Annotated in this window: 15 protein-coding genes and 7 pseudogenes; 12 read left to right on the top strand and 10 right to left on the bottom strand. The window is 36.8% G+C overall.

Annotation, left to right across the window (positions count from 1 at the left end):
• Positions 1-62: 62 nt before the first annotated feature.
• Positions 63-671: a TetR/AcrR family transcriptional regulator gene (locus F995_RS15560; RefSeq protein WP_004647732.1), complete on the bottom strand. Its 609-nt coding sequence runs from the start codon at positions 669-671 to the stop codon at positions 63-65.
• Between the two features lie 144 nt (positions 672-815).
• Here F995_RS15560 and F995_RS15555 point away from each other — a divergent pair, with 144 nt between their 5' ends.
• Complete coding sequence (locus tag F995_RS15555; protein WP_004647730.1) at positions 816-1,835, top strand: NADP-dependent oxidoreductase; 1,020 nt, start codon at positions 816-818, stop codon at positions 1,833-1,835.
• Positions 1,836-1,851: 16 nt separating this feature from the next.
• Positions 1,852-2,484, top strand: coding sequence for a glutathione S-transferase family protein (locus tag F995_RS15550; protein ID WP_004647729.1), 633 nt, complete (start codon positions 1,852-1,854; stop codon positions 2,482-2,484).
• 566 nt (positions 2,485-3,050) lie between these two features.
• Here the strand turns inward: F995_RS15550 and F995_RS16680 are convergent.
• A pseudogene (locus tag F995_RS16680) lies at positions 3,051-3,379 on the bottom strand (transposase); the annotation flags it as partial.
• 501 nt (positions 3,380-3,880) lie between these two features.
• Here F995_RS16680 and F995_RS15540 point away from each other — a divergent pair.
• Complete coding sequence (locus F995_RS15540) at positions 3,881-4,645, top strand: IS5 family transposase (RefSeq protein WP_004645258.1); 765 nt, start codon at positions 3,881-3,883, stop codon at positions 4,643-4,645.
• On the opposite strand, the gene F995_RS15535 is transcribed toward F995_RS15540, so the two are convergent.
• From F995_RS15535 to mqo, 3 genes are all read right to left on the bottom strand, one after another.
• Entirely contained in the window at positions 4,622-5,077 is a 456-nt protein-coding gene (locus F995_RS15535) for a hypothetical protein (RefSeq protein WP_004647727.1), read from the bottom strand. The genes F995_RS15540 and F995_RS15535 overlap by 24 nt on opposite strands.
• A gap of 56 nt (positions 5,078-5,133) precedes the next feature.
• Positions 5,134-6,408: an MFS transporter gene (locus tag F995_RS15530; RefSeq protein WP_004647725.1), complete on the bottom strand. Its 1,275-nt coding sequence runs from the start codon at positions 6,406-6,408 to the stop codon at positions 5,134-5,136.
• Between the two features lie 72 nt (positions 6,409-6,480).
• Positions 6,481-8,115: a malate dehydrogenase (quinone) gene (mqo, locus tag F995_RS15525; protein ID WP_004647724.1), complete on the bottom strand. Its 1,635-nt coding sequence runs from the start codon at positions 8,113-8,115 to the stop codon at positions 6,481-6,483.
• A gap of 677 nt (positions 8,116-8,792) precedes the next feature.
• On the opposite strand from mqo, the pseudogene F995_RS16470 reads away from it, so the two are divergent.
• From F995_RS16470 to F995_RS16465, 3 genes and pseudogenes are all read left to right on the top strand, one after another.
• A pseudogene (locus F995_RS16470) lies at positions 8,793-9,309 on the top strand (IS3 family transposase); the annotation flags it as partial.
• A 150-nt stretch (positions 9,310-9,459) separates the two neighbouring features.
• Positions 9,460-9,810 (top strand): hypothetical protein, encoded by a 351-nt coding sequence (locus F995_RS15515; protein ID WP_004281821.1) that lies wholly within the window; start codon positions 9,460-9,462, stop codon positions 9,808-9,810.
• 202 nt (positions 9,811-10,012) lie between these two features.
• Positions 10,013-10,981, top strand: a pseudogene (locus F995_RS16465) (IS481 family transposase).
• A 144-nt stretch (positions 10,982-11,125) separates the two neighbouring features.
• On the opposite strand, the gene F995_RS15505 reads toward F995_RS16465, so the two are convergent.
• Both F995_RS15505 and F995_RS17035 read right to left on the bottom strand, forming a co-directional pair.
• Complete coding sequence (locus tag F995_RS15505) at positions 11,126-12,334, bottom strand: IS256 family transposase (protein ID WP_032028744.1); 1,209 nt, start codon at positions 12,332-12,334, stop codon at positions 11,126-11,128.
• 93 nt (positions 12,335-12,427) lie between these two features.
• Positions 12,428-12,859 (bottom strand): annotated as a pseudogene (locus F995_RS17035) (hypothetical protein).
• 302 nt (positions 12,860-13,161) lie between these two features.
• Here F995_RS17035 and F995_RS15495 point away from each other — a divergent pair.
• The 4 genes and pseudogenes from F995_RS15495 (at position 13,162) to F995_RS15490 (ending at position 16,243) form a co-directional block, all read left to right on the top strand.
• Positions 13,162-14,367 (top strand): tyrosine-type recombinase/integrase, encoded by a 1,206-nt coding sequence (locus F995_RS15495; RefSeq protein WP_004647716.1) that lies wholly within the window; start codon positions 13,162-13,164, stop codon positions 14,365-14,367.
• Positions 14,368-14,417: 50 nt separating this feature from the next.
• Positions 14,418-14,534, top strand: a pseudogene (locus F995_RS16450) (transposase); the annotation flags it as partial.
• 24 nt (positions 14,535-14,558) lie between these two features.
• Positions 14,559-14,660 (top strand): annotated as a pseudogene (locus F995_RS16675) (putative oxygenase MesX); the annotation flags it as partial.
• A 188-nt stretch (positions 14,661-14,848) separates the two neighbouring features.
• Complete coding sequence (locus tag F995_RS15490; RefSeq protein WP_004647715.1) at positions 14,849-16,243, top strand: methylenetetrahydrofolate reductase C-terminal domain-containing protein; 1,395 nt, start codon at positions 14,849-14,851, stop codon at positions 16,241-16,243.
• On the opposite strand, the gene F995_RS15485 is transcribed toward F995_RS15490, so the two are convergent.
• Together F995_RS15485 and F995_RS16445 are read right to left on the bottom strand one after the other, a co-directional pair.
• The gene (locus tag F995_RS15485) at positions 16,240-16,908 is read right to left on the bottom strand and encodes an epoxyqueuosine reductase QueH (protein WP_004647714.1); all 669 of its coding nucleotides are present in this window, start codon (positions 16,906-16,908) and stop codon (positions 16,240-16,242) included. The genes F995_RS15490 and F995_RS15485 overlap by 4 nt on opposite strands.
• Positions 16,909-17,147: 239 nt before the next feature.
• Positions 17,148-17,897: pseudogene (locus tag F995_RS16445) on the bottom strand (IS5 family transposase).
• Between F995_RS16445 and F995_RS17030 the strand changes: the two are divergent.
• Positions 17,891-18,355, top strand: coding sequence for a hypothetical protein (locus F995_RS17030; RefSeq protein WP_004647712.1), 465 nt, complete (start codon positions 17,891-17,893; stop codon positions 18,353-18,355). The pseudogene F995_RS16445 and the gene F995_RS17030 overlap by 7 nt on opposite strands.
• A gap of 4 nt (positions 18,356-18,359) precedes the next feature.
• Here the strand turns inward: F995_RS17030 and F995_RS15465 are convergent, their stop codons facing one another.
• A complete protein-coding gene (locus F995_RS15465) occupies positions 18,360-19,124 on the bottom strand; it encodes an IS5 family transposase (protein WP_004645258.1) in 765 nt (254 codons plus the stop codon).
• A gap of 63 nt (positions 19,125-19,187) precedes the next feature.
• Here F995_RS15465 and F995_RS15460 point away from each other — a divergent pair, with 63 nt between their 5' ends.
• Positions 19,188-19,481 carry a hypothetical protein gene (locus F995_RS15460; protein WP_004647711.1) on the top strand — a complete coding sequence of 98 codons (294 nt, stop codon included), beginning with the start codon at positions 19,188-19,190 and terminating at the stop codon, positions 19,479-19,481.
• The last annotated feature ends 116 nt before the right edge of the window (positions 19,482-19,597 follow it).

Raw genomic sequence — 19,597 nt, 5'->3', positions numbered from 1 at the left:
ACATTAATAAGTAATCATTGGACTGCTATTATTAATTATGTAATTGATATTTAATTTAATTTTTATGAATCTTCACCTTTTAATAGAAATTTAGTTGCTCTCAGAGCTTGATGTAATGGTGTTTTATCTTTTTGCAACTTACTCAGTAATGCTGCACCTAACCACATTTGGTAAAGTACTTGTGCCAAAGTCGAGGCCTCGGTATCTGCTTGGATAGATTGATCCTGTTTACCCAAATCAATTAAACCAGCAATCCGTTGGATTACATCATCGACGCCAGCGGACATAATGGAGCGCATATCTTCGGATAGATCGGCAACTTCTGCGGCAAGTTTCACAATTAAACAGCTATCCGCCCAACCACACTGTGTTTTAGGATCTTCTATCCATAAATTAAAATACTCAATCAGCTTTTGATAAGGGGATTTATCACTACGCCATACATCATTTAAACGGACTTGGTAATTGTCTACATAATGCTGTACCAATTCACATCCGAAAGCTTCCTTAGATTGGAAATAATGATAAAACGAGCCTTTAGGGATCTCACAGCTCTGTAAAATTTCCTGTAATCCTACACCGGTAAAACCTTTATGCAAAATCAGGTCTGAACTGGTGTTAAGAATGTGTAAGCGCTTCGCTTCAGACTTTTTAATAGGAGTAGGCTTCATATTAATTATTTACTCTATTGTAAAAAAATAGACCAGTCGTATTGTTTTTTATTATAACTCATCTACAATGGATGTAAAGAAATTTTAATCTTAATTTTTAATTGTGAAGAGAAATACTTCTAAATAAAACATGGAGTTATATGTGTGAAAACAGTTATTAATCAACGCATCGTTTTAGCTAAACGGCCAGTGGGTGAGCCAAAACACAGCGATTTTCGTATTGAGCAAGTTGAGCTCAATGAACTTAAACAAGGCGAGATATTGTTAAAAACCATTTACTTGTCACTCGATCCTTATATGCGTGGTCGCATGAGTGATGCTCCTTCATATGCAGCACCGGTTGAAATTGGCGAAGTGATGGTCGGTGGAACAGTCAGTCAAGTGGTGGCCTCTAAAAACCCAAAATTCAAAGAAGGTGAGTGGGTTCTTTCAGGAAATGGCTGGCAGGGCTACGCAATTTCTAATGGGGCTGCATGTCAAAGCTTAGGTATGCAACCTGAACATCCATCTTGGGCATTGGGTATTTTGGGAATGCCAGGATTTACTGCTTATATGGGGTTGTTGGACATTGGCCAGCCTAAAGCTGGTGAAACTTTGGTCGTTGCAGCTGCAACAGGACCTGTTGGTGCTACGGTTGGACAGATTGGCAAAATTAAAGGTTGTCGCGTGGTTGGCGTCGCAGGTGGGGCTGAAAAATGCCGTTATGCAGTAGAAGAACTCGGCTTCGATGCTTGTATCAATCATCATGATGAAAATTTTGCAGAACAATTACAACAAGCAGTTCCCAACGGTATAGATATTTATTATGAGAATGTCGGGGGTAAAGTGTTTGATGCAGTATGGCCATTGCTTAACTCTGCGGCACGTGTACCGGTGTGTGGTGTGGTTTCCCAGTATAACGCTACCGAGCGAGCACAAGGGCCAGACCGTTTACCAGGCTTTATTTCCACCCTTTTAAAAAAGCGTATTCGCATGCAAGGCTTTATTATTTTTGATGATTATGGCAGTCAGTATTCGGAATTCTATCAGCAAATGTCTGAATGGTTGAAAGACGGAAAAATCAAATATAAAGAGCATATGGTGCAAGGTTTAGATAACACGATCAATGCTTTCAATGGTATGTTGAAAGGCGAAAACTTTGGCAAAGTGGTTGTAAAAATTTAAAAAAATAGGAATTATCATGATTACACTACATCATTTAGATCAATCACGTTCTTTTCGCATTTTGTGGTTACTTGAAGAAATCAAGCAGCCTTATGAGCTGAAACGCTATTATCGTGACTCAAACACGCATTTGGCCCCTGACTCTTTAAAAACCATTCATCCTTTAGGGAAATCTCCAGTATTGGAATGGGATGGCAAAGTTATTGCAGAGTCAGGCGCAATCGTTGAGTTATTAATTCAGCAACTTGCGCCACATTTAGCACCAGATATGGATGAATCTACCTATGTCGATTATCTACAGTGGATTCATTTCTCAGAAAGCTCTGCCATGCTGCCATTTTTGTTAAAAACGTTTAATGCGATAGAAACCAAGCAGGGTACGAAGTTGGTATTTCTAGAAAATTATACTCAAGTTGAGTTCGATAAAGTATTTAGCTATTTAAATGAATATTTAAAAGATAAAGAATTTCTAGTCGCAGACCGTTTAACCGGTGCTGACTTTATGATGGGCTTTGGACTACATGCTTTAGTTCATCATATGGGACAAGGTGAAAATTATCCTCATATCCAGCATTATGTAGCAGGTTTAAGCCAACTACCTAGCTGGCAAGCCGCAGTACAAATTGAACAAAATGGTGTGAAAAGTTAAAAATAGCAAGATTGTTTTTTTAAGGCAATTGAGAAAAAGAATCGTGATTATCAAGTACAGCTAGTTATAAAATAAGCTGACACATATTTAAGTAAACGCCTAATGAATTTCATCGGGCGTTCTCTATTTTAAAGATAAGGAATTACCATTATTTAAGACAAGTTTCGCCTGTTCTTCCACTGTAAATTCTTATCAAAAGAGATTGAATATTACGACGGTTACGTTGAAATATATAATCAACTTTTGAAAGAAAGAAACGCGACTAACGCACAGCAAGATTAAATTATTCCTCGGGGTATTAAACAAGTAAACTACATCATTTTACTAACATAAACACATACACGTAAAAATCACGCCCCAGTTTAACAGGCAATAGTTTTTGAACCCTTGTATTAAAACTTAAACGAATCTAGCAATTCTTTATTTGATGTTAATACTCATCCAGTATTGAGGTTTTTTATCTTTTCTTGCTTGTGATCTAGGTTGTAATACTCTAATTTCATACTCACCTGAAGCAGGTAAAATATAAATACCATTATTATCAAGCTCTGGAGAATATTCTCCAAGATTGCAATATCAATATGCTTTTGTCTTCTACAAAGCGTACTGTACGAATATCACTGATATTCGGGGCTGCTCAGCCGCAAAGTTTAATCAGACTTTGCATAAAGCCAGTGACCATACGTAAAGACAGACGGAATAAGGATTTAATCATTAAGCAGCATTGGATGGCTGCGTCGGAGTAGGTTTGATTTCGCCCTTGTTTGCCTTTTGATAGCGCATACCATTGCGTAGCAGGATCAAACCAAATGGCAATATTTCCGCGACTCATGAGTGCTCGGTTATATGCGGGCCAATTGGTTGTGCGGTAGATTTTGTGTGTATGCTTCTTCATTTGAAAATTATATTGCTGAAAAAGTCCTTAAGAACAGCTTTGCGCAACAAAGCCGTTCGAGATTGTTATGATCTTTTTTTGACGGAGAACAAATTTTCCCTGATCAAGCAAATAACTTTAAAATTTTCTTAGTGAGCAAGATGGCCAATACTTATTAGAAGAAAAATCTTTTGTTTATGATGCTGAAAATGATCAATTTCTAGAATCGGATATACAGGCATTTTATTCCCTTTCGTCTGCAATTCTAGACTAGCAAGACCCGTCTTTTAAAGGCAGTTTTCCTATGTAATAACATGATAAATCAGAATTAGGATTGTAAATTTTTCACCCACCAAATTTTTTTGTGCTAGCTGTTATAATGCGCCAAATTGCTGCCAAGTCTCATCATTATGTAAAGAGTCATAATAATTTTGCAGTTCTACTAGGGTCTGTTGACATTTACTGTTCAAAAAAATAGCGAGAAAGTAAAATTTAATCGCCAAACTAAATTTACTTCTCGCTATGCCTCGTACAATGCTGAATGATCAACACTGGTCTAAGTTACTTTCTATTTTCCGAAATTTTGATATCTATTTCAAATCTAATTTGAGAAATTTTGTCGAAGCAATACTTTATAGAATAAGAACAGGCTGCCCATGGCGTGATTTGCCTAAAGAATTTGGTTCGTATAACTCAATCTTTAAAAAATATAATCGTTGGTGTAAAAATGATAAGTTAATGAAAATATTTAAATTAATTTCTTCAAGTGCTGATATGGAATGGGTTTTTATTGATGGTAGTCATGTTCGGGCACACCAACATTCTGCTGGAATAAAAGATCAGGATATTTCTAAAAGCATTGGTGGAAATAGTTCTAAAATACACTTAGCTGTTGATGCGGATGGCAATCCAATCGAAATTATTATCTCCGATGGAACGATACATGATGTCAAGATTGCTCCCAAAATGATTGAAAAACTTGATTTGAGTGAAACGGAAGTATGTTGTGCAGACAAAGGATATGACTCTGAATCATTAAGAGAACAAATATCTGCGAAAAAAACTAAAGCGAATATTCCAAGAAAATCAAATACTCAGTCAAATAATGATCATATGGATTGGTATTTATATAAAATCAGACACTTAGTTGAGAATGCATTTTGTAGGTTAAAGCAGTTCAGAGGAATAGCAACACGATATGATAAGCTAAAGTGTAGCTATGAGGGGGCAGTTGCATTAGCTTGTATATTTATTTGGCTACCTTTATCGGGTAAATTCTATACTTGAAATGTCAACAGACCCTAAATCATAATATTGAATATAAGCTAATAGCAATAGGCCGAGGATCAGTCCAACTTTAAGACAACTAAGTCTATTTGGCTTTCTATATAAATTATCTATTCCAAAGGCAGTTAAAATTAAAGCAGGAACCAATACAATTGTTTTTAAATGGTTTAGAAAGTGAATTCCATGTGTATACAATAACCCAATAATAAGCAAAACTATCCCTAAACTGGTGTAAATACGGTCATGGAGAGAAGTGCGTAACGCGAAATTACATTGAAAAGCTAAAATAAAAGTTGCAAATAAATAAAAACCAGTTCCACCAATAATGAACGTATAAATTGCATTGAATAGGCAATAAGCCAACAACACTGATAGTACGAAAGAATAGAGTTTGGTATAGAGAATATGTGAAAAGGGGAAAATCTGTTTCATAATTTGCTCTATTGAAAACTCACATCATATTAAAAGAAGATTTGAAGCTTAACATGCTATTCACTTTTTGCCACTGTGGCATGTTTTTTTAGTGTTGGAGATGGCTTGAATAAATGTCGCGTACGAGTAAAGCTTAGACCACAGATTATTAAACACAGCGTCCCTCCAATAAGTACTGCTGGCACCACAGAAAAATAGCGCGTCATCAGGCTCATGTGTAGGGCACCGAGCTGATTGCCTGAAGTGACTAATATGCCATTTAAAGCCGCTACACGCCCTAATAGTGCTTTTGGGGGGAGTTGCTGTAATAAAGTTTGTCGAATGACCATGCTGATGCTATCAAAGGCACCGATTAAAACAAGGAAGAAGACTGAGAGCCAAACATGGGAGGATAGTGCAAAGGCTAAAGTACACAAAGCAATTGCAAAACTACTATAGAGCATATTTCTCCATGCATTTTGCATCGGAGAATAACAGGTCAACATCAACATCATGATACAGGCGCCAATAGCTGGTGCAGCTCTGAGTATACCTAAGCCTTCAACACCAAGATGCAGGATATCGTGTGCAAAAATAGGCAGTAAGATAATGACACTACAAAAAAGCATGGCGCTGAGATCCAGCAACATACTCCAAAACATTAGTGGATGTTTAAAAATAAACAAATAGGCTTCTTTCAAACTTTTGCTTAAATGCTGTTTATGGGGGCTAGGGAATTGACGAGGACTTAATCCGAATAAGCAGATGCTACCCACGCAACACAAGAAAAAAATAATAAAGAGGGTTTTTTCAAGCCCAAGTTGGCCGAGTAAAAGTCCTGCGCATAAAGGCGCTAAAATGCCGCCTATTTGCCAAATGAGCGCGGTCCATGTGGCTGCATTGCTATAGGCTGACTCGGGGATTAGAAAAGGGCGTAATGAATTAAATGATGGGCTGTAAATGCCTCTAAGTATGCCTAAGCAAAAGATGAGGCTATAAATGCCGCATAAAAGAGTATTTTGTTGAATGTGATGTTGTTGGTACTGAGAAAAAAGAACAATAAATAATAATGGAATTAAAGTGCTATAGCTAAAACTCCACTGCACAATTTTTTGTCGGTTATAGCGATCAGCCCAGTCGCCACTGATCAGGGAGAGGCAAATAAAGGGGAGTAACTCAATTAAGGCAATCATGCCAAGGCTGAGTGGATTTTGAGTGAGTTGATAGATACTATAGGCAATGACGACTTCTTGAATCATGATGGTTAGAATTAAGCACAACTGATTGACACTCAGAAGTGAAAAATCACGTGAACGAAAGGCCAAAAAAGCATCGGAATGGAAAAGCGACATAAACAGAATAGTTTCAAATATGAATTAAAAAAGGATGGCGCAAAGTCCATCCTTTTTAGGGTTTAAAGCAGATTACTGTGCTTTTGCTACCGCAATAGTTTCGTCATTTGCAGCTTTAGCCATAGGTGTATATTTCAAACCAAGGGTTGTGCTGGTGTATTGGCGAACTTGGTCAAGAAGCACAGGATTAGTGCTGAGTTCTTGTTGGTACGATTTTACAATTTCATGTAATTTCGGATTCCATTTACCTGCTACTTGCTGAGGGAATGCTTTTTCAAGCAAGCTCAACATAATATAAGGGGAAGTTGAAGCACCAGGAGACGCACCTAATAGGGCAGTCACAGCACCATCTTGTGATGCAAAAATCTCGGTACCAAATTGCAAGCTTGCAGGTTTGCCTGGTTCTTTCTTAATGATTTGAACACGTTGACCACCTTGATTCATGCGCCAGTCTTCTGGTTTTGCATCAGGATAGTATTTTTTCAACTCATTAAAACGGTCTTCATCGGTCATCATGACTTGGCTAACTAAGTATTTCACCAAATCAAGATTTTCCATACCCACAGCGGTCATTGGTAAAACGTTGTTCTTAGTGGTTGATTTCAATAAATCAAGCTGAGAACCTTGTTTTAAGAACTTGTTTGAATAAGTTGCAAATGGACCAAACAACACATATTTTTTACCGTCGATATAACGTGTATCAATATGTGGAACAGACATTGGTGGTGCGCCTAATTCAGCACGACCATAAACTTTTGCAGTATGGCCTTCAGTGACTTTTGGGTTGTCGGTCATTAAGAACACGCCACCTACAGGGAAGCCAGCATATTGCTTCGCTTCTGGTAAGCCTGTCATTTGTAAAAGTTTAACCGCTGCACCGCCTGCACCAATAAAGACAAAGCGCGTTTTCACGTGATCTGTTTTCCCTGTAGTGAGGTTTTTAAATGAAACAGTCCACGTTTTATCATCGTTTTGGCTAATGCCAGTCACTTCAGTCGATGTTTGTAACTGGAAATTAGATTGTTTTTTAAGGTGATCGACCAATTGAGTGGTAATCGAACCATAGTTCACATCCGAACCTACATCCATGCGTGTTGCAGCTACTTTTTGTGCAGCATCACGGCCATTCATCACCAATGGTGCCCATTGTTTAATTTCAGCAGGATTCTCAGAGAATTTCATGCCATAAAACATTGGGTTTTTAACCATTGCAGCGTAACGTTTTTCTAGGAAATTCACGTTATCGCCCCAAACGAAGGCAATGTGCGGTACAGGGTTGATAAAGCTATTTGGTTGACCCAAAACGCCTTCTTTGACTTGATAAGACCAGAACTGTTTTGCAACTTCAAATTGTTCCGCAACGTTCACAGCTTTAGAAATGTCCATTTTTCCATCTTTTTCAGAGGTATAGTTCATTTCCATAAAGCCAGAGTGGCCTGTGCCAGCATTGTTGAAGCCGTTTGAGCTTTCTTGGGCAACGTTGTCTAGGCGTTCATACATACGAATTTGCCAGTTTGGCTCAAGTTCACTAAGATATGTGCCTAGGGTTGCACTCATGATGCCACCACCAACTAAGACTGCGTCAACGACAGGCTCATTGCTGGTGTTTTGAATTTTCTTAGACGCGATAGGTCTAAATAAAAAGATTAGTGCTGCAATAATAAGCAGAACGATGAATACCAATAGGTATTTTAAAAATTTGTTCATGCGATTATGACCATGGAGGGCAGGTTTGGATCGCTTTATAGCGAAGACAAGAATAACAATTATGGTGATAGGAACACTTGTAAAGAATTAGCTTAGAGAATTGAAGTAATACTCAAAATTACAAGTATACAAAGATTAACGTTCGAAGCTATCACACATTTTTGATTGATGGATATTTTAGACTAAATATGTATTGACTTAGTAATTTTTATTGTAAATGAACATAATTAAAATATAAATACCAATGATGTTTGTTCTTGTTTATTGGTTTTTATTTTAATTCAATATCTGGTTTAAAAAAAATCAGATGTTGAATATTTATACAAATACTCAGTAATTTATTAAAAAGAAGCTTATAACTTGTTTCAAGGTTACTTTCCAACGGCTTTATTGCACAAATATTTGAAAGGCAAAGCGCCCCTAATTGAGCCAAATTTAAGGCGTAACTTGGGTAAGTGGTCGACCTAATTCTGTAAATCTGTTAAGGACTGCTACACGTGCATGAACCTCATTGTGAACCGTACCGGGTTTGTTGGAGACCAACTTTCCTGAGATGAGAAGCATTGCTTCGCACGACGTAGCGAAGCGTAGTGTTCCGATGAAAAAAGTAAAATATACCCCTGAAATCAGAGATAGAGCGGTTCAATTATTGATTGACTACCAAGACGGTATCTCAGGTGAGTGACTTTACGTATATTCAAACAAATTCAGGCTGGGTCTATACCGCCTTTATTATTGATGTGTTCTCACGAGCAATTGTTGGATGGAAAGTATCAACACGTATGAATACAGATATGGTGCTCGATGCACTGGAGCAAGCATTGCACGATTGAGGTATGCCAAGGAATGTGATTCATCATTCCCATAGAGGTGTTCAATACCTTTCCATTCGCTATACCAATCGTTTAGAAGCAGCAAATTTACGAGCATCAATCGGTACAACGGGGGACTCATACGATAATGCTTTTGTTAGCGGCAGTGTAAAAATGACCCCCTAATGGCTTATACAAAACAGAGATGATTGAATATTTAAAAGCAGATTGGCAAAGTTTAGCAGATGTACAACTTGCGACATTAAATTGGGTAGATTGGTTTAATAAAAAGCATGTACACAGTGCACTGGGTTATGTATCGCCTTTTGAGTTTGAAGCAATGTACTATGATAAGATTAACCCGTTAAGTCAGGTGGCCTAACTTAAATAAAAAAATCTCCGATAAATCCGGTAAGGTTCAAAATGCGATTTATGGCTTTTTTATGTAAAAAAAAGTAATATTTGTTTTATTGTTAAATTATAACAATTAGTATAAATACACCTATGATTTACAGATGAAAAAGGTAGTTAAATGAAATATTTTTTAAGTTTAACTTTGTTAGTTTTAGCAATGACTGGGTGTACTTCGAGTCCAAAGACTGAAACTTTACAAGATAAGGCTACAAGCAATACTTCAGCTGATACGCAGGTCCTTAAATTTTCTGGTCCGAATGGTTTATTAATTTTTCTGAAATCATCGGATAACTTTGAAACTGCTTTAATGACTGATAACTCAGGCATGGTATATCGTTTAAAGCAAACAGTTGCTGGTAGTGGTATTCGTTTAGCTAATAATAATGGAGTTTCAATTCACTTTAAACGTGGTGAAGGGGTTGTTGAATTTGTAAAAGACCAGCCAATCAGCATTACTGAAGTAAAATAATAAGGTTTAAACTTTAAGAGAACCCCACACCATAATCTGCATACCGAAAGTTGGACACTATTCCTTGAAATGTGGTCAAACATGATCAAGGACTAATTCGCACTCTGTTAATGGGTGAATTCAAACATGAGGTGCGACAGTTTCAAAAGCCTTATGATAATCTGTGTGATTCATAGACATCACTTCAATATAATGGGTGTCTATGAACAGAGAAATTCAACAAAGACTCGTATGGGTTAAATTATTTGAAGAGACCAATAATGCTGGCCTGGTTTGTCGGAGATGTGGCATTTCTAGACCAACTTTACGCAAGTGGTGGAAACGATATTCTGAACAAGGTATTGATGGATTAAGTAGTCATAGTAAATGTCCCTTAAAATCGCCAAATACTAAAATCAATGCTGAGCTAGAAGCTTTAATATTGGAAATGCGCTCAGCTAGAAATCTTGGTGCTCGACGTTTGCAAACCGAATTAATGAGCTGCACGGAGTCTCGTTGTCCTTGGCGACTATCCATAAAGTACTATCCACCCATTAAGTCAAACCGATTAAAAAATTCCGTCGTAAAGTAGATTACATTTGTTATGAACGTCCATTACCAGGCGATAGAATTCAAATGGATACCTGTAAACTGGGTCCTGGACTATATCAGTACACATCTATCGATGACTGCACACGATATCGCGTTTTAAGGATATATAAACGCCGAACAGCTGCGAATACACTCGACTTTTTAACTGTGTAATTGAAGAAATACCTTTTCTCATACAGCGAATACAGACCGATCGTGGACGAGCATTCTTTGCTGAAAAAGTACAGAAAAAATGATGCAGTATGGAATCAAATTTAGGCCAAATAAACCGGGTTCACCTCATCTGAATGGCAAGGTAGAGCGCTCACAAAAGACTGATAAATCTGAGTTCTACGCTACTGTAGATATCGATTCAGAGGAAATTCAGAGCAAACTGGCAGAATGGCAGCATTACTATAACTGGATGAGACCACATTCGGCTTTGAAAGGTAAAACACCGATGGAAAGGTACTTTGAATTATGTGAAGAAACTCCTTTCTTAGATGAAGTCCAGAAGCAATACGACCCCTCAAATGAACGGATTCAACATGCCAATTACAAGATGTATTTAGAGATTGCTAAATTGAAACGATCTCTATGAATTACGTATCTATATCATTTTTATTAATATAAAAACATATATGTAAAAATCACGCCCCGTTTAACTGGCAATAGTTTTTGAACCCTGGTATAAAAGCTTAAAAAAGAGCCTGTAAATAATTTTGTGTAATTGCTTTTCATAAATTTAAAGGTGATTGCTTAAGCGGTCACCGAATTCAATAATAAAGCGGCTCATGGCTAAACGCCAGTCGCGAATAGGCATATTCCACTTTTTAGACGCTGCATCAATTGCCAGGTAAATCACTTTACGTACAGAATCATCCGTTGGAAAGACTTTACGCTTTTTGATCGCCTGACGTATTACGCTGTTTAATGATTCGATCGCATTGGTGGTATAGATGGCTTTGCGTATCTCGGCTGGATAAGCAAAGAAGGTATTTAGATTCTCCCAGTGTGTACGCCAGCTTTTGCTGATCTGTGGGTACTTGTCATCCCATGTTTGGGCGAATTGATCCAAGGCCATCAAGGCTGCCTCTTCAGTAGGTGACTGATAAACGGCTTTTAAATCCTGAGTGACGGCCTTGTAATCTTTCCATGATACGTATTTCAAGCTGTTACGCAGCATATGGATAATGCACAGCTGGATATGGGTTTGCGGGTATACGCTGTTAATGGCATCAGGAAAGCCTTTTAGTCCATCCACACAGGCGATCAGAATATCCTGCAACCCTCGGTTTTTAAGCTCAGTCAGGACATTCAGCCAGAACTTTGCACCTTCATTCTCAGCCATCCACATGCCGAGCAGTTCTTTCTGTCCATCAAGATTAATGCCTAAGGCAAGGAATACAGCCTTGTTGATAACACTGCCATTATGACGGACTTTAACTACAATACAGTCCATATAGACGATGGGATAGAGTGCATCCAGCGGACGGTTTTGCCATTCAGCGACTTGCTCCTTAACAGCATCAGTCACCTTGGAAATAAGCGTTGGCGATACATCAGCATCGTACATTTCTTTGAAAGTAGCCACGATTTCACGGGTAGTCATGCCTTTGGCATAAAGGGATAGAATTTGGCTATCCATTTGCGTGATACGAGTCTGATTCTTTTTAATTAGCTGTGGCTCAAATGTGCCATCACGATCTCGTGGTGTGGTGATCTCAATCTCACCATCATCGCTCAGCACGGTCTTACTGGAATAACCGTTACGAGCATTTGAACCGTTCTTACGAGCATTCTTTTCATGTCCGAGATGTTCGGTAAGTTCGGCATTGAGAGCCGTTTCAACAGTGAGTTTAGTCAACAATCGGGTGAATTGATTGAGATCGTCTTCTGTTTTGATTCCTTTAGCAAATTCTGCTGCAAGGTCTTTTAGTTTTTGTTCGTTCATCATGTTGCCTGACTCCGTTGTGAATATGAACATAGCAAATTCAGGCAATTACACAATTTAATTTACAGTCTTTTAAAAAAATCTAGCAAGTCTTTATTTAATGTTAATACTCATCCAGTATTGAGGTTTTTTATCTTTTCTTGCCTGTGATCTAGGTTGTAATACTCTAATTTCATACTCACCTGAAGCAGGTAAAATATAAATACCCTTATCATCAAGCTCTGGAGAATATTCTCCAAGATTGATGGAGTCTTTTAATTGATTACCCCATAAGTAAGCTTCAACATTTCCTCCAGTCAACTTCACTTTTAACTTTTGCCCTTTTTTAGCATAAAATTTTTAGGAATCATACTTGTATCCATCTATCCTTCCGTAATAATTTGCAGGGTGAGCTTTTTTAGCAAACTTAACTACAATAGTCTTTCGTATATCATTGTTATCATTTGCAAGTACGACAGGGCTAACTATAGTTAAAGTTAGGGCTATCAAAGCGCCAGCTAGTAATTTCGTATTCGCTATTTCCATAATAAGGTTACCCTAATTCTTGTATCGCTCCTGACATAATAACATAACTAATAAGTAACCATGAATGATGGAGCAGAAATGTGAATAGTCATAACATGGGGTTGCACTTCAAATGCCAATTTAAGACTTGCAAAATCAATGGTTAATTAATTGGTTACTAGGGAATAACCAATCTAAATATAAATTTTATTTAACAATTACTTATAAAAATATGTGATGCGTATGATACGCATCATATGAATATCGCTTAAATTTGCTATAATTGAATTGAGCAGTGCCATTTGTGGTTAGGTTAAAAATTCATGAGTCTTACTGAAATTAAGGTACGTCAAGCTAAACCAAAGGAAAAAATCTATTTTCTGGCAGATGATGATGGCTTAAGTTTGAAGGTAGAACCAAACGGACGTAAATCTTGGAGTTACCGCTATTCACTTGCAGGGACAAATAAACGTCCTCGCATGAAGTTGGGTGAATATCCTGTAATGTCCTTGAAAGAGGCCAGATCAGTCCGGGATGAATATAAATTTAATAATTATGAAAATAAACCACTGCATAAAAAATACATCAAAACTTTTCAGGATATTTGTGAAGAGTGGTTAGAATTTAAAATTAAAAATTCCTTTGAAGATGAACCACGATGCGGTGTAATTCAGCTCGCAAAAAAATGTTTAGATCAGGATGTTTATCCAAATATTGGACTAATGCCATTTATGGAAATTAAAAGATATGATCTAGTTAAGATTATTAAAAATATAGAATCTAGAAATGTAAAAGAACCTGTAAAGAAAGCCTATAGTTATTTAAATCAGATTTATGATTATGCGGTAGCGATGGGGTATTGTGAATATAATATTGCACATGGACTTCATAAAATATTAGTCAACAATAAGATTAAGAAAAACTATCCTCATTTAAATTCAGATGAACTATCTAATTTCTTAGCTAAATTAAATCAGATTAATACAGATCCTATTATTAAAAAAGCCCTGTTGTTTAAATTATATACAGGCGTCCGTGGTGGAGAATTATTGCTTTGTGAACCACATCACTTCGATCTAGATAAAAAAATATGGAAAATACCAGCCTTACATATTAAACAATATAGAAGAAAGGTTATTTTAGGTCATGATATCCCTGATTTTTTTGTTCCACTATCTGATCAAGCACTTGAAGTTGTGAAATCAGCACTCGTTTGGTCTCATGGCGAAAAATATGTGTTTTCTAGCCCCCGAAACAATAATAAACCTATTCATTTTAATACCCTGAACTTGATTATCAGAAAAATGGGATATACTAAAAATGAATTAACTTCTCATGGGTTACGATCGACATTTAGTACCATATTAAATGAATCCGGTTTATTTCAATCAAATTGGATTGAAGCACAGCTATCTCATACTGATAAAAATAAAACCCGTGCAAGTTATAATCATGCAGAATATTTTAATCAGCGTATGGAAATGATGCAATGGTGGGGCGATTTTATTGATAGTTGTACTGTAAATTAATGGTTATGAAATCCAAGTTTTAATTAGAATAGGCTTTGTTGCACAAACCTATTCACCGCCATAAATCATTATCTAAAATTGCATCTCGTGGTAAAAGCTCAATGGGCCGGTTCTATGGCTATAAATTACATGTTGTGATGAATCAACTTAGAGAAATAGTCTGTTCACAATAATGATTTCTCTTAACTCGTAAAGTTTATGACGGTGTTGAACGTGTTCAATTGAATCTTAAGCAAGGTAAATGGATAGAAGAGAACTTCATTAAGTCGTATCAAAATATTCTTGAAAAATAGGCATTTCATTTCACATTAGAGCGAGAATCTAATGAGAAAGTTGCCTGATTGAATGTAGTGAATAGATTCATTGCATAATTGTTGACTAAAATTTTCTATATCAGCCTGTTTAAGATTAATCGGGCTGATTCTGTTAGGTCGAATATAATAGCGACCTGCTTTAATCATTTTTATTTGAACTTTATTTTATGTCACAGCTTGCTTCCCATTTTAAGCACAATCAGTTTTGTATTTTGTTGGAATATTTAAGTTCTGCTAAGGGGGGCATTGCCGTACCAATGTCTTTAGCAGAATTTCCATGCGCGATCACTTTGGCAGATCGAGTGCATGCCGATAGTGATTTGCCACCACTTGAATGTGCGAAGACATTTCCTTCATCAGTGGAAAAAATCATCCATTATTCAGGGAAAAGTCGGGATATTACTGATTTTGAGACCTTCTTAAAATTAACTCAAGCTTCGGGACAAAAAAATTTACTGCTTCTCACAGGTGATAAGTTAAAAGGGCATACAAATAGTCAAGCTGGAACGAATCGCACCCGATATTTAGAGTCTGTAAATGCGGTCATGGCCGCAAAGTGTTATGGTGGATTTCATATTGGTGTAGCTTTTAATCCCTTTAAATATGCTGAAGCTGAACGTGATGCACAATATTTAAAACTTCACAAAAAGATTAAAGCAGGAGCAGACTTTATCGTTACCCAGTTGGGTTACGATATGGAGGCTTTAAAACAAGCCAAGGCTTTTTTAAATCGTCATCGATACCCACAAAATATACTTGCTTGTGTTATGCCACTTAGTTTGGCACGTGCCAATTTTATGGTGAAACATAAGATCGCAGGAATTGTGATTACACCACACATGTTACGAGTGTTGGCTCAGGAAAAACAGGATGGACGAACTGAGAATACTTATAAACGTTGTGCTATACAAATATTGATGTGTAAGTATTTGGGTTTTGCAGGTGTGCATCTTTCAGCATGCCATAAGCCTGAAGAGCAAAAGCTTTTAGAAAAATATATTGAACAATATCGACATTATGGTTTACAGGAACTTGAAGCACTCTGGAATGCACTGTGGCAAGTGGAGACTAAAAAGGAACTCGTGCCACAATTAGCTTATTATTCCCGCCAACCATCCTCTAGCCAGCTTATTAAATATCAGCAATTGCATTTCATGCACAAGGCTCTATTTGAGTCCAAAATTGCCAAAGGTGTGGGGCATTTTATTTTTAAAGCCTCATTCTGGGAAAATACGCCTGCAGCAAAAGCATTGTTAAAAACTGAATTTATCTCTAAGCAAGGGGTCGTGGGTTGTGAAAGTTGTGGTCAATGTAGGTTAGGAGATACTTTATATATTTGCCCTGAAACTTGTCCCAAAGGATTGGCGAATGGTCCTTGTGGTGGTACGACATTGGATCGCTGTGAGTTTGGAGATCGTGAATGCATTCATTCTGTGAAAGCCCGACTTGCCAAAGCCGTGGGACAGACTGACGTTCTAAAAGAAAAACTGATTCCAACTGTACCCATTGAAGTCCGTGGAACCAGTTCCTGGAAAAATTGGTATCTGGCGACTGAAGCTTAGCTTTCATCATCCATGGCATTCGAATAAAATTTCACGCCCAATTTGATGCGATCACGACCTTGGCTCATACGCCAACGGTTGGTATCACGTAAGGAGTATACACAGCCACAATATTCTTGTTGGTAGAATTCTTCCTTCTTGCTGATTTCAAGCATACGAACAGCACCACCATTTTTACGCCAGTTGTAGTCCCAATAGGTGATACCTTCATAATGTGAAGCAGAACGATGCCCACAATCATTGATCTGCTTCATATCTTTCCAACGAGAAATACCCAATGAGCTACTAATTAGGCTGAAGCCATTTTCAGCTGCATAAAGGGCAGTCCGTTCAAAGCGCATATCAAAACACATGGTACAGCGAATACCTTTCTCTGGCTCATTTTCCATGCCTTTGGCACGTGCAAACCAATTGTCTGTATCGTAATCACAGTCAATAAAAGGAATATTATGTTTTTCTGCAAAGCGAATATTTTCTTCCTTACGGATTTCATATTCCTTGACAGGGTGAATATTGGGATTATAAAAAAAGATCGAAAAGTCGATGCCTGATTCAATTAGGGTTTCCATCACTTCACCCGAGCATGGTGCACAGCAGGAGTGAAGCAGAAGCTTGTCATGACCTGCTGGGAGAGTCAATTTCTGACGTTCAAGTTTGTTTGACATAGTTATATGGGTTTAAATCTAAACCCTATATTTTAACGATTTAATTAGATAGTAAAGATTTGATATACTGATATTTTCTAAGGTTAAGATGAAAGAAATTCACTAATTGAAATTTAATAAGAACTAAAGTATATAAGAGAATAACTACAATAATGCTTTGGAATTAGAACATTGCAAGTTAATCAAGAGTCATTGTATGAAGCTTTAAAATTAAGTGAAGAAATTATTAGGGCGTGTCCTCATTTGGCTTTGCACCAAATAAATATGCAGGCTATACGCATAGATTTATAATTGCGTGCTAGTTTATCAAATCGAGTTTGCAATAGCACGGAAATGTTTTGATCTCGCAAAAGCGTTTTCAACTAAATATCTTAATTTATATAGATATTTATCAAATTCTTTATTCGATCTCTTACTGTTTGATCTCAATGGAATAATAGGAATCATATTCTTGTTCTTAGCACATATTCGAATGTGCTCAGCATCATATCCCTTGTCAGCAATGAGATATGTTGCCTCGCCTACAATATCAATCAGTTGTTTTGCAACTTGACTGTCGTGGACGTCACCCCCAGTGATTTTAAAATCAATCGGTAATCCATTCGCGTCGGTTGCAAGATGTATTTTTGTTGTTTGTCCACCGCGTGATTGTCCAATTGCTCTTTCGAAACCATACCGAGCTCCACTTGCATGTTGATGCACGCGTATGTAGCTTCCGTCAATGAATACCCATTCTTGATCCAAGACGCCTCGTAATCTAAAAAAAATTTATCCCATAATCCCTTACTTGCCCAGCGATTAAAGCGATTGTAAGCAGTTTGCCAAGGGCAAAATTCTTGAGGAATATCGCGCCATGTGGCGCCTGTGCGCAGTTTCCATAAGATGGCTTCCATGATATTTCTACTGTTTTTTGAACAGTAACAACCATGTAATCGCATAGTATCTTGAATTTGCTGCCAAATATCATCAGTGAGAAGAGTACGTGCCATTGAAAAAATATAGAAATGAAAAGAGCTTAAAGGAGGATTTTAAGTATTTAAAACCAATTCTTCAAATGAGGACACGCCCTAGTAATTTTTTAGAAAGAAAGAGTTTAAGAGATGGTATTAGCACGGACTCTCAATTTCTAATTAAACGACAAGTTTTTGTATACGAATATGTGTCTAATAAATATTATGAGCTAAAATATTCAAAAATTACGTCAGATATTTTTTCTAGAACAAGAAAGTTTGTAGACGGAAAAATTGGAGGTTTAGTACCATTATCAGCACAAAAATTTGCATCTGTTTATGAGAATTTAACGTCCGAAAATTCAGAGGATTGGTCAAATGCTGTTCATAGTTGTAGGCAAATATTTCAAGATACTGCTGATGTGATTTATCCTGCTAGAGAGGATAAGACTATTAATTTAGACAATGGTAAAATTAAAATTATTAGGGTCTGTTGACATTTCAAGTATAGAATTTACCCGATAAAGGTAGCCAAATAAATATACAAGCTAATGCAACTGCCCCCTCATAGCTACACTTTAGCTTATCATATCGTGTTGCTATTCCTCTGAACTGCTTTAACCTACAAAATGCATTCTCAACTAAGTGTCTGATTTTATATAAATACCAATCCATATGATCATTATTTGACTGAGTATTTGATTTTCTTGGAATATTCGCTTTAGTTTTTTTCGCAGATATTTGTTCTCTTAATGATTCAGAGTCATATCCTTTGTCTGCACAACATACTTCCGTTTCACTCAAATCAAGTTTTTCAATCATTTTGGGAGCAATCTTGACATCATGTATCGTTCCATCGGAGATAATAATTTCGATTGGATTGCCATCCGCATCAACAGCTAAGTGTATTTTAGAACTATTTCCACCAATGCTTTTAGAAATATCCTGATCTTTTATTCCAGCAGAATGTTGGTGTGCCCGAACATGACTACCATCAATAAAAACCCATTCCATATCAGCACTTGAAGAAATTAATTTAAATATTTTCATTAACTTATCATTTTTACACCAACGATTATATTTTTTAAAGATTGAGTTATACGAACCAAATTCTTTAGGCAAATCACGCCATGGGCAGCCTGTTCTTATTCTATAAAGTATTGCTTCGACAAAATTTCTCAAATTAGATTTGAAATAGATATCAAAATTTCGGAAAATAGAAAGTAACTTAGACCAGTGTTGATCATTCAGCATTGTACGAGGCATAGCGAGAAGTAAATTTAGTTTGGCGATTAAATTTTACTTTCTCGCTATTTTTTTGAACAGTAAATGTCAACAGACCCTAAATTAGGTGTGGATAATTATATAAATCGAATTATTGCATATGTTGATGAGCAGTCAGACTCTAAAAGATTTGAGGAAATCGTTGGTTCACAGATGAAATATTTGGGCGAGCGGTTAGATGCTATTTTCAAAGCTGCTCAGAAAGGTTCTCATGATATTATTACTTCTAGGCAAGAAGCTGATCGTTATGTTATTTACACATACTTGATAGTTGGAGATTTATTATCTTTGGTAGAGTTGCAAAAAACATTATCAATTTCAGATAAAGATTTTAGATAGCCGCTTAACTTACTGAATAACTAGGGTCTGTTGACATTTCAAGTATAGAATTTACCCGATAAAGGTAGCCAAATAAATATACAAGCTAATGCAACTGCCCCCTCATAGCTACACTT

This window comes from Acinetobacter sp. CIP A162 (assembly GCF_000367905.1).
In the GTDB taxonomy this organism is placed as follows: Bacteria; Pseudomonadota; Gammaproteobacteria; order Pseudomonadales; family Moraxellaceae; genus Acinetobacter; species Acinetobacter lwoffii.
The sequence above is the reverse complement of the archived record's forward strand: the minus strand, read 5'-3'. Positions and strand labels throughout refer to the sequence as shown.